This is a genomic window from Nocardioides daphniae (assembly GCF_004777465.1).
Lineage (GTDB): Bacteria > Actinomycetota > Actinomycetes > Propionibacteriales > Nocardioidaceae > Nocardioides > Nocardioides daphniae.
In genome coordinates this window covers 3392097-3402786 of record NZ_CP038462.1, presented here as the reverse complement: position 1 = coordinate 3402786, position 10690 = coordinate 3392097, and the positions used below count along the sequence as shown (strand labels likewise).

General features: G+C 68.6%; 9 protein-coding genes. 4 read left to right on the top strand and 5 right to left on the bottom strand.

Translation table 11 applies throughout. From position 1 onward, the window contains the following. Position 1 precedes the first annotated feature (1 nt). Positions 2–3406 (bottom strand): exodeoxyribonuclease V subunit gamma, encoded by a 3405-nt coding sequence (gene recC / locus E2C04_RS16730; protein ID WP_135833467.1) that lies wholly within the window; start codon positions 3404–3406, stop codon positions 2–4. A 177-nt stretch (positions 3407–3583) separates the two neighbouring features. On the opposite strand from recC, the gene E2C04_RS16725 reads away from it, so the two are divergent. Next, on the top strand, positions 3584–4012 hold the full coding sequence (locus E2C04_RS16725; RefSeq protein WP_135833466.1) for a peptidase inhibitor family I36 protein: 429 nt from the start codon (positions 3584–3586) through the stop codon (positions 4010–4012). Positions 4013–4112: 100 nt separating this feature from the next. Here E2C04_RS16725 and E2C04_RS16720 read toward each other — a convergent pair whose 3' ends face one another. Further along, entirely contained in the window at positions 4113–4955 is an 843-nt protein-coding gene (locus tag E2C04_RS16720; protein ID WP_135833465.1) for a hypothetical protein, read from the bottom strand. A gap of 178 nt (positions 4956–5133) precedes the next feature. Between E2C04_RS16720 and E2C04_RS16715 the strand changes: the two genes are divergently transcribed. Further along, positions 5134–5364, top strand: coding sequence for a hypothetical protein (locus E2C04_RS16715; protein WP_135833464.1), 231 nt, complete (start codon positions 5134–5136; stop codon positions 5362–5364). 457 nt (positions 5365–5821) lie between these two features. Here the strand turns inward: E2C04_RS16715 and E2C04_RS16710 are convergent, their stop codons facing one another. Then, positions 5822–6328 (bottom strand): hypothetical protein, encoded by a 507-nt coding sequence (locus tag E2C04_RS16710; RefSeq protein ID WP_135833463.1) that lies wholly within the window; start codon positions 6326–6328, stop codon positions 5822–5824. Then, complete coding sequence (locus tag E2C04_RS16705; RefSeq protein WP_135833462.1) at positions 6325–7020, bottom strand: DUF3800 domain-containing protein; 696 nt, start codon at positions 7018–7020, stop codon at positions 6325–6327. Before E2C04_RS16705 ends, E2C04_RS16710 begins: the two co-directional genes overlap by 4 nt. A 357-nt stretch (positions 7021–7377) precedes the next feature. Here E2C04_RS16705 and E2C04_RS16700 point away from each other — a divergent pair, with 357 nt between their 5' ends. Beyond that, positions 7378–7638 carry a hypothetical protein gene (locus E2C04_RS16700; protein WP_135833461.1) on the top strand — a complete coding sequence of 87 codons (261 nt, stop codon included), beginning with the start codon at positions 7378–7380 and terminating at the stop codon, positions 7636–7638. Between the two features lie 1181 nt (positions 7639–8819). Here the strand turns inward: E2C04_RS16700 and E2C04_RS17900 are convergent. Next, positions 8820–9125, bottom strand: a complete 306-nt coding sequence (locus E2C04_RS17900; protein WP_158630741.1) for a hypothetical protein — start codon at positions 9123–9125, stop codon at positions 8820–8822. 123 nt (positions 9126–9248) lie between these two features. On the opposite strand from E2C04_RS17900, the gene E2C04_RS17895 reads away from it, so the two are divergent. Then, positions 9249–10496, top strand: a complete 1248-nt coding sequence (locus E2C04_RS17895; protein WP_158630740.1) for an ATP-binding protein — start codon at positions 9249–9251, stop codon at positions 10494–10496. The last annotated feature ends 194 nt before the right edge of the window (positions 10497–10690 follow it).

Genomic DNA, 10690 nt, shown 5'->3' with positions numbered 1-10690 from the left:
GTCAGATCCCCCTCACGAGCTCGCGGTCACCGGTGAGCATCGGACCCCACACCCGCCACGCGTAGTGACCGAGCCGGTGCGGGGACGCAACGCCCTCGGGCAGCCCGGTGTCCAGGGCCACCTCGTCGGGGCGCAGGTCGTGGGTCAGCACGGCGAACGGCGCCTGGGCGCCGAAGGCCCGCACGTGCCAGGCGTCGCCGTCCTCGCGGGGGAAGCCGGTGTCGTTGAAGGGCGGGGTCAGCCACTCGCGCACGGCGGCGCTGTCGGGATTGACCTCGCGGCCGCCCAGCTCGTGCACGCGCTCCTCGGCCCACGCCAGGGACGTCTTGAGCGGGAGGGGCAGCGGCTCTCGCAACCCCTGCTGCTGCACGCGTACGAGGTCGCGCAGCCACGCCGTCGCCTCGTCGACCGGGAGCGGCCTGATCATCGAGAACTTCCCGCTGGAGCGGTAGCGCCCGACGGTGTGGACGGTCCAGTTCTGGTCGGGGGCGCCGACCGCCAGCGCCAGCGCGTTGATCCACCCGGCGATCCGGTGCTTGGCCCCGAGGCTCGAGAAGCTGACGGTGACGTGGTTGTTGCCGTAGAGGTCGGGCACGGTGCCGGTCAGGCGGACGTCGCCCAGGTCGATGTCGACGTCGACCGCGTGGGCCGTCCCGGCCCGCAGGGGCACCGCGTACTCCACGAGCGGACGGACCTTGCCGACGATCTGGGTCAGCACCCCGACGCCGAGGTCGCCCGGCGGCAGGAGGCCGCGCAGCTGCTCGGCCACCATCGCCGACCGGGGGTCGGCGCCGGCCAGGACGTCGCGGACCAGACGGTCGCCGACGCCCCACTGCTCGAGGGCGTCGAGCTCGATCGGGACCGCGTCCTTGCCCTCCTCGCCGTCGAGCGGGGTGGTGACGCGCAGCCGTGAGCGCAGGAACGCCTTGACCGGGTGCCGATAGAAGTCGTGCAGGTCGGCCAGGGAGACCGAGGCCTCCTCCGCGGCGACCACCGGCAGCGGGGCGAGGACGAGCTCGCGGACGGCGACCACGGGCGTACGCGCGGCCGTGGCGCCGGCGAGCGCGGTGCGGTCGAAGCTGAACGGCTCGTCGCCGACCAGGCGGCCGGCGACCAGGTTGGCCTCGTCGAACGGCTGCAGCGGGTGCTGGACGACGACGTGGTCGCGCACCGCCTCGCCGCCGGGCCGGGAGGCCGTCGCGTCGAGGGCGTCGACGAGCTCACCGACGGGCACCGCGGGCGGGTGCTCCGCGCCGGTGTGCTCGCCGCGTCCGCTGTAGGTCAGGACGAGGGTCTCGGTGGCGGCGCCGATGGCGTCGAGCAGAAGCTGGCGGTCCTCCGAGCGCAGGTCGCGCTCGCCGGTCATCGGGGAGCGGGCGAGCACGTCGTCGCCGTCGACCGAGGAGATCCGCGGGAAGGTGCCGTCGTCGAGGCCGACCAGGGCGACGACGCGGTGCGGCACCGAACGCATCGGCACCATGGTGCAGACCGTGAGAGTGCCGGTGCGGAAGTTGGAGCGGGTGGGACGTCCGCGCAGGCTGCGGGCGAGGAGCGCGCGGACGTCGGCGTGGCGCAGCCGGGTGCTGCCCTCGCTCGGCCCGCTGGTGATCCGCTCCATCTCGCGGGTGAACTGGGCCTCCTGCCAGGCGTCGTCGAGGGTGACCTGGGTGAGCCCGGCGACGCCCTCCTTCAGGGCGGTGCTCCAGTCGGCGGCGCTGTGCGCTGCGGTGGCCGCGGTGGTGAAGGTGTGCAGCCGGTCGACGAACTCCGCGAAGCGCCCCAGCAGGTCGAGGTCGGCGTCACCCACGTCGTCGAGGGGGAGGGTCGCGCCGACGAAGCGGTGGCCCTGGCCCGACATGGCGGCCCCGAGCAGGACGCGGCGCATGCCGGTGAGCCAGGTGTTGGCGTCGGTGGTGAGGCCGAAGCGTCCGCGGTGGGCGAGGTCGTGGCCCCAGCGGACGCCGGCGTCGCGCACCCAGCCGGAGATCCGCTCGAGGTGGTCGTCGGTGAAGCCGAAACGCAGCCGCACGGGCGCGGCGGCCGCCAGGTCGAGCACCTCGGTCGCGGTCATCCGGCCACCGGAGAGCTCGACGAGGGTGGCGGCGATGCCGAGAAGGGGGTTGGTCGCCCCGATCGCCCGGTCGGCCAGGCGCACCCGAAGCTGGTGGGCGGGGTGGGCAGAGGCCGCCTCGGCGCCCTCGGCGACGTCGGCCAGGCCGAACCCGGCGGAGATCAACGGGGCGTAGCTCTCGATGTCGGGGCACATCACGAGGATGTCGCGCGGCTCGAGCGTCGGGTCGTCCTCGAGGAGCCCGACGAGCACCTCGCGGAGCACGTCGACCTGGCGGGCGGCGCCGTGGCAGGAGTGGATCTGCACCGACCGGTCGTCGTCGGTGACCACGCGGGCGGCACGGGTGGCGGCGTCGGGGGCGGCGTTGCTGCGCAGGTCTCCCTGGAGCCAGCCGAGGAGGGTGGCCGGCAGGGGCGGCTCGGAGTCGGGGGTGACGGCGGGCAGGGGGCCGAGCGTACGACGCAGCTCACGGCTGTCGCGACCGAGCGAGGCGAGCAGCGGGTGGTCGACGAGGCGTGCGGAGGTGTCGTCGACACGCCGCACCGGGCCCTCGGCGGCGGCGCCCTCGAGGTCGTCCCACAGCGAGGGCGAGGCCTGCGGCAGCCAGAGGTGCACCTCGCGCTGCTCGGCCAGCGCCCGCAGCAGCTCGACCTCGGAGGCCGGCAGGCGGGTGTGGCCGAAGAGGGACAGGCGGGCGGGCAGGTCGAGCCCGTCGCCGCCGCTGCGCAGCCGCTCGAGGGTGTGGGCGTGCCGCACGTCCGGCGGGTCGGCCGGCACGACCCGCTCGAGGCGACGCCACAGCTCGGCCTGCCAGTGCAGGTCCGGGTCGAGCGGGTGACCTGAGCCGTCGAGGTCGCGCCCTGCGCGCCAGTCGGCCAGCAGCGGGGGGCGCTGCACGGCGTACGAGGAGAAGAGCCCGGCGAGCCGCCGCGCGACCGAGTAGCGGCGGGCGCTGCGCTCGTCGTCGGGGTCGCCGTGGCCGAGGTGGTCGGCCAGGGTCGCGAACTGGGCCTCGCCGAGGGAGTCGTCGATGACGCCGAGCAACGGCCAGACGAGGTGGTCGGGCGACCACGGGTCGTCGTGCTCGCGGCCGAGCAGCATGGAGACGAGGGAGTGGGGGGCCATGAAGCGCACGCCTGCACAGACTCCGTCGCCGCCGCGCTCGCCGGTGCCGAGTCGGTGCGAGAGCCGTTGGGTGAGCCACCGCTCCACGCCGCGCGCGGGCACCACGACGACCTCCTGCGCGAACGGGTCGGGCAGTGGGGTCGCCAGCAGCCCGGCGAGCTCGTCGGCGAGCTGGTCGGTGCGGGTGGCGTGGTGCAAGGTGAGCGGCACGCGAGCAAATGTGCCACGCGGCGCCGACAGGTTCGTCCGGCGACGCACGAGTGGCGCTCCCATACCCGAGCCGAAGGCCCCGCGGCGACCTTTCCCGGGGCATGGAACCGCCCCCGGCGTGGCGCAGAACCGCTCCTAGTGTCGACGCGTCCGTTTCATACACAGGGGAGTGACGAGATGAAGTTCAAGACCACCGTGGTCCGGTTCAGCGGGATGCTCATGGCGAGCGTGCTGGTGATGTTGGTGGGCGCCGTGCCCGCGCAGGCGGCTGGTCCGTCCAACCGGCTCTACATCTGTGCGAGCGACAACTACACGCCGACCTGCCTGGAGAGGGCGTCGTACGACAGCGACTTCCACAACGACCCGTGCGACCTGTCGTGCGGGATCTACGACACCACCTTCGGCGATGACGCCTCCAGCGTCTCCAACAACACCGGCGACTGGTGGAAGCTGTTCAAGGACAAGGACTACAAGGGGCACACCGTGTGCCTGCGCCCCTGGGGTTACAGCATGGACCTGACCGACTCGGCCCTGGAGGACGAGATCTCCAGCACCAAGCGGATGGGAACTTCGCGGCCGAGCGGCTGCGACAAGGTCATCGGCTGACCCTGCGTTGCCCAGCACCGGCGGGTGCTCCTGCGCGGCAGGGGCGCCCGCCGGTCCGCGTCTCGGGGATGGTCAGTCGGGGACGGTCAGTGGCAGACGGTCACTGGCAGACGGTCACCGTCGGTGGGTTGATCACCACGTCGTCGTTGACCCAGGCGCTGCTGGCTCGGCGGTCCAGCGTCAGCGTGTAGTCGAGGTGCACGGTGCGTCGCACCGAGCTCTTGCCCGTCAGGGCGATCGGCTGGCTGGTGTACTCCGCGCGGTAGGTGTGCTCCCCCTGGATCGCCGTGTGCAGCGTGTGGTGCGCGCCGACCTCCTCGTCCGTGCGGGCGAGCAGCGCGTAGGCAGCGGAGTCCGCCGTCGCGGGGTAGTAGGTGTTGCCGTTGCGACGGCGGTGGGCGATGCCGGCGACGCGCACGTTCTGGTTGCCGTCCACCACCGCCACGTCGAGCACCTGGCGCTCGGTCAGCTGGACCGGGGTGCCGGAGTCGCCGTAGCCGAGCCGGACGACACCCTCGAGCTGGACGGTCGCCGAGCCGGTCAGCTCGAAGGCGTAGCGCACCTTGATCACCGTGGCCCCGGTCATCGACGCGTTGTTGCCGAAGGAGAGGAAGGAGTCGTCGGGCTGCACCGAGGTGCCGGCACCCGTCTTCGTCCCGTCGAACCACGTGGCCTGGGCGCTGCTGACCATGCCGGGCTGGTCGTACTGGCCGCGGACCAGCCACCCGGTGTTGCCTCGGTCGACGATGCCGCCGGTGACGACGCTCCAGCTGCTGCGCGTCACCTGGACGACGCGGCAGGCGCCGGGCCTCGCGCCGAGGCCGGAGCTGGCGTACGCCGGCGAGGCGGCCGCGAGCGTCACGGCGGGGGCCGTCCAGGCGGCTGCACGCATGAGCGTACGGCGGTCGACGGAGGGGTTAGCAGGGCGCGCAGAAGTGATCACAGGGGTCTCCTGGTAGAGCGGGCCGGGGCGTTGCTGAAGCGCCCCCACGAGAGAGACCCGAGAGATGTACCCCTCGATATTGCGACAAGTAGGTCAGTTGACACGGAAGGTCGCGCCGTGATGTCGCCCACCGCGTGAAAGCACCCGCTGTCAGGTCCAGGCGGCGGCAGTGGTGGAGGTGTCCGTGCTCGAGAGCTTTGCCACGCACTTCACCGACGAGACGAGGGTCGCGCTGTGGTGCGCAGTGGTCGTCGTCCTCGCTGTCACGCCCTGGATGGCTCGGCGCGTACGCCGCTCGCCCCGGCCGTGGGTCTGGGTGGCGCTGGGCATGACGCTGGTGGTCGTGGCGGTTCTCGCTGCACTGCTGGTTCCCCTGTATCTGGAGTCCGTCGATCTCGAACCGCTGTGAGTGGACGGACTCCGGGGCAGCGGCCCACGCATCTGCGGCCACGCCCGGAAACGCAAGAACCGCAGGACATCCGAAGATGTCCTGCGGTCCTGATCTGTGCGCCTGTAGGGATTCGAACCCCAAACCTTCTGATCCGTAGGCACGGCGGGGTTGTGCGTAGCCGTCCGCAGGGGTGAGATGACTTTCCTCTGAAACGTCCAGGTGTGCGCTGGGGGTCGTGGACGTGAAGGGGCGTTGCTGTGCGGGCTGCTACGCGCAGGTGGGCGGCCTTGCCATGTGAGCGCAGTCCTCGTACGTGGAGCCGCTACGGCGTGTACCGCGGCTAAGCCGCCAGGAGGTGATGCCAAACACCCCGGAACGGGGTACCAAGCACCGGACACTGGTGCTAGGTTGTAGCCAACTCATCTACCAGCGGTAGAAGGAGTAGCGGAGCCGTCCTCAGTGAGGGCGGCTCTAGTCATTTCCAGAACTCTTCGAACTCGCGGCGGAGCTTCCTGCGCCGGCTCTCATACTCGACGGGGTAGGCCGTCCAGAGCAAGCAGTATGTCTTACGGTCGGCCACGATCACGACGTATGAAAAGTCCTCTAGCGCGATGGCGTAGCGCTCTTCTGCTCCGCGCTTGGTCTTCCACCAGCGGATCCGGGATGACTGAGCCGCAGGGTAGATGTCATTGAATTCACTGATGAGGGCCATGGGCCAACCAACGCGCTCCAATCGCGAGGTGCTCGGAGTGCGTTCATCTTCGATCTCGCCCTCGGTCACCAGGTGCCAGAACGTGTTGCACCGGCCCTTCTCGTCGACGGGCTGTCTTTTTATATTGAGAGACTGTCCCGGTACTGGCCACGGGCGCGGTTGCACGTGAACCGTGTCGTAATAGAGTTGATAGCACTTGTCGACGTAACCCCAGAAGTCGCCGCCTGCATCGTTGAGGTGAAGGCCAAGTGGTGGCCAGCCGTGATTCATGCGGACCGCCAGTGGAAGATGTTGAACTTCTCCTCGCGAAGCAGCGTGGAACGCGTGAGGTCGTACCCGGACCGCTCCCGGATGCGGTCGACTAGACCTAGTTTCGCGCGGCTGCCGTCCAAGTGTCGGTTGACGTAAGAGATTGCACCCAGCAACAGGTCAGCCAATTGCAGCTGGGCGACGTCATGCGACTGCACGATCTGGACTCGCTCCACGATTCGACGGTCAAAGTCATACACGCTGTTGCTAAGCACGCGGTGCAGCCGATCGACCTTCTCTCCGCTGCGTGTGTCCTTCTTGTCCAGGTAGATGCGGTAGGTCGACCCGGGAACGAGCAACCGCGTCAGCAACTGGTACATCATCTTGTAGTACCAGTCGTCGTGTGTCTGATCGAATTGGGCGTGGTTCAGCCCCTCCTTGGGGGCGACCACTGCGCGGAACTTCAAGTCGTCATCGTCGAAGAAGTAGTCGACGAGGTCGCGGTAGTAGTCAAACTTGGCCGGTGACACCTTGGTCCACTTCACTTCGAAGGGTGCCGGCAGGTGGTGTCGCTCACGAATTTCGCGCAGCCTTTGCGAGACCTCGCGTGACTTATCCACCGGGCAGGTTACTGCGCCCAGCACCATGACCCGTTGGCCGTCGTCTGGTAGGTGGCAACTCTCATCGCAGTAGATGTTCGTGGTGTTGCCCACCGTGGCCGCCTCTCGCAGTGATAACCCGCGGAACAGTACCAGCGCCCTGCGTCACGGCTATTTGCGCAGGTATGACAGCTGCGCTGCCCGGGACGGGGCGAAACGTCCCGCGCGGGTGGTAACGACGTCCATGCTTTCGCCTGTTTGTTTGCCCTATGGCAACCCAGCGACGACGTCCATCCCGCACTGAGTCCTGCGGCGCGCCGGATCCAGCGAGGTCTGTGGATAACTTTCGCGGCCGCCCTTCGATCCTTGCTTTGGTGGTTGCGTACAGCTCACCAGGAACTGTCCGTGCTCACTCGGGAGAGACGGCGTCCGGCCGCTCAGCCTCCGTGAGCCATCTCGGGAGGTAACGACATGCAGTGGATCAACAACTTGGCCGTGATGGCCGCCCCTCGCCTCAACTCCGAAGGTCTCGTGGAGTGGGGCGTCAAGAACCTGATTCCGATCGTCCTGCTCTTCATCGGCATCGGCATCATCGCGAGTGCCCGTAAGGGACAGATGTCGCAGAACGCGCTCACGGTCACCAACGTGATGCTTGGCTGCGTCGTGATCGGTGGCGCCGCGCTCATCTACGGCTTCGCTGACAACCTCGCCTCGTTCGTGTTCGCCGGGTGATGTCATGCGCCTGCGACCGGATGACGAGGTCTACCGCGTTGACGCGGTGTGGCTGGGACCGCGGGGCTTCACCCTGCCCTGGACTGCGAGGTACTCGGCGTACGGGATCTGGCTGGTTCTGTTCGTCGCCATTCTCTTAATCGAGGCCATCCTGCCGATGCGCGTCAGCGTCCCTCCCGTGTGGGAGATGGTCTTGGCGATTCTGGCCACCTACGGCTTGAGTGGCGTCATCGACCACGAGCGACCGTTGAGCAGCGTCCTCGGACTCGTACGAGCAGAGGCAGCGGCTCCTCGTCCCCGCGCCCTGCCTGCTCGGCTAGTACAGGCCAGCACCGTGAAGGTGAGGGTGCGTGATGTCTAAGACGGACAAGGTCGCGCGGGCCGCCCTCGCGCTGCGTTTCATCGACGACAACATCTGCTTCACGCAGGACGAGGCGTGGGCATGGTTTCGTTTGCCCACGCAGCCCTGGGCGTTCCGCTCGGACGCTCAGCGGGAGCGGTTGCTCTTCGGCACGGGCGACGCGCTGAGCTGGTTGGCGGGACATCGGCTGCACCTTCGGGTGACGACCCGTCCCTATCCCTCGGCTGAGTGGGCCAGACGATTGCACCAGCTCACGCCTTCACCTCTGGACACCCCAGATGTGCAGTCGTGGTCAGAGCACATGGTGACGATGCAGAAGCACCTCCGCCACCAGACGATGGCCGAGAAGCAGGTCTTCCTCGGGGTTCGCCTCGCCACACGGACTCTCGGTAGCCGGTTCTCGAGCTTGGTCTTCCGGCAACCAGGCAACATCGAGCACGCCCGGCTCCTGCCTCTCATCGAGCGCATCAGCGAAGCCGTCAGCCTGCCGGGCTTCGAGGGACGCCCTGCGACTGCTCCCGAGATGGAGTGGCTCATGCGGCGTTCAGTGGGTCTCGGGATGCCGGCTCCGCGTGACCTCTCTCCATTGGTCAGCGCCATCTGGGGGACCGACGACCTTCACAGCTTCTCTGATCGCGTGCAGTACGACACGGACCTGCTCGGTCGGACCGTACGCCTCACATCGCGTGGCGACTCCGACCCGGTCGAGCGCCACGTCGCCGTCCTGACCGTGGGCAGAGTCGAGGAGATCGAGGCGCCCGACCCGGGCCACGAACCGTGGCTCTCGCACACCGACCGTCTGCCCTTCCCTGTCGAGTGGTCAGCCCACATGGACGTCCTGACCGGCGTCGACGCTCGCCGCTCGATCCAGAAGAAGCTGCTCGTCGTCCGCGACATGCAGCGGCACTTCAACGAGCACGAACTGGACGAGCCTCTGGCGCTCGACCGCCAAGCTCGGCACGCCCGGGAGGTCGAAGACCAGATGACGCGCGGTGTCGACGTAGCAGCCGCTCGAGTTCACGGGTGGTTCCGCGTCGCGGTCACCGGGCGCACCGAGGACGAGTGCCTGGAGCGCGCACGGAAGATCAAGACCTCCTACCGTTCGCGCCGCGTCACCATCGAGCACCCCAAGGGCCAGTATCGACTGCTCCGGGAGTTCATCCCCGGTGAACCGGTCTCGAGCACCGCCTACCGGCGTCGGCTCCCCGCCCTGTACGTGGCGGCCGGCGTGCCCACAGCCTCCAACCGGGTGGGCGACCGCCGGGGTCCCTACATCGGCTTCACCGCCGGTGCTTCGCGCCAAGCCGTCATGTTCGACACTCACTACGCCACTGAGGTCCGGGAGACGTCGGGTCTTGTTCCCGTCGTCGGAGGTCTCGGTGCCGGCAAGAGTGTGCTGATCGGTCTCGTCACCTACGAAGCCGTTCGACGCGGAATCCCGTCGGTGATTCTGGACCCATCGGGTCCGTTGTCGCGCCTGACCGAACTGCCCGAGCTGCGCGAACACAGCGAGCACCTTGACCTGACGACGGCGGCCAGCGGGACGCTCAACCCGTTCGAGGTCGTGGCACCGCCCGTTCGGCAGGCGTTCTCGGACGACAAGGCCTTCGCCGAAGCGGAAGTCTTGGCAGCCCAGGACCGCAAGCTGCTCGCGATGGACGTCATCCGCATGCTGTTGCCGGCCTCGGTGGATGCGATGCCGAGCACGTCGCTCGTTATCTCTGACGCCGTCAGGGCGACACGAGGCACGGCAGAGACGTCCTTGTGGCACGTGGTCCAGCTCCTCGAGCAGCACCAGGACCCCCATGCTCGCGTGGTCGCCAACTATCTTAGGGACATGGCGGAGCTGCCGCTCGCGCGGCTCTTCTTCCCGAGCACCGAGCAGACCTCGGCTCGACGGCTTGGCGCCAGGCTGACCGTGCTCACGATGCCTGGTCTCAGCCTCCCGCCTCGCAGCGTCCCGCGCGACCACTGGTCCACCACGGAGCAGCTGTCCGTTCCCCTCCTGCATCTGGCGTCCTGGTACGCCGCACGTGCCGTCTACGGACGAACGATGCAGAGCCGCAAGCTCGTCGCGCTGGACGAGACCCACTTCCTGGGTGAGTGGTCAGCAGGGCGGGCGCTCTTCACGCGACTCGGTCGAGACTCGCGCAAGTGGAACACCTGCGTCCTGGCCGCGTCGCAGAACCCCTCAGACGTCTTGGGCATGGACGTCGCCAACTTCATGTCCGCTGCCTTCGTCGGTCGCATCGAGGACGAAGACAATGCCCGCGACGGACTGCGCATGCTCCGCGTGCCGACCGGAGTGGGTTACGAGCGAGTGCTCGCGTCGTTGTCACAGCAGCGTGGCGACGAGAGCTCCCGCGAGTTCGTCATGCGGGACGTGGACGGCAACGTCGACAGAGTCCGGATCGACCTCAGCGCCAACCCGGGGTTGCTGGACGTGCTGAACACCACGGCGCGACCCGCCGCGGACGACGACGGGCTCGTGGCATGAACGCGCTGGCACGTCTCGGGATGGCGCTGGCGGCAGTGATCATCGTGCTGGCGATACCTGCTCCCGCCCACGCATTCGAGCTCTTCGACTGCAAGGAGGCGCCCACGCCGGAGTTCCCAGGACGCGGTGTCGCAGGCTTCTTCGAGAGTGAACCGGCAACGCTGCCGCCGACCGGGGATCCGTTTGCCAAGGGT

Coding starts and splice junctions, on each gene's coding strand:
- E2C04_RS16725 (WP_135833466.1), top strand. CDS start 3,584: ATGAAGTTCAAGACCACCGTGGTCCGGTTCAGCGGGATGCTCATGGCG.
- E2C04_RS16710 (WP_135833463.1), bottom strand. CDS start 6,328: ATGAATCACGGCTGGCCACCACTTGGCCTTCACCTCAACGATGCAGGC.
- E2C04_RS16700 (WP_135833461.1), top strand. CDS start 7,378: ATGCAGTGGATCAACAACTTGGCCGTGATGGCCGCCCCTCGCCTCAAC.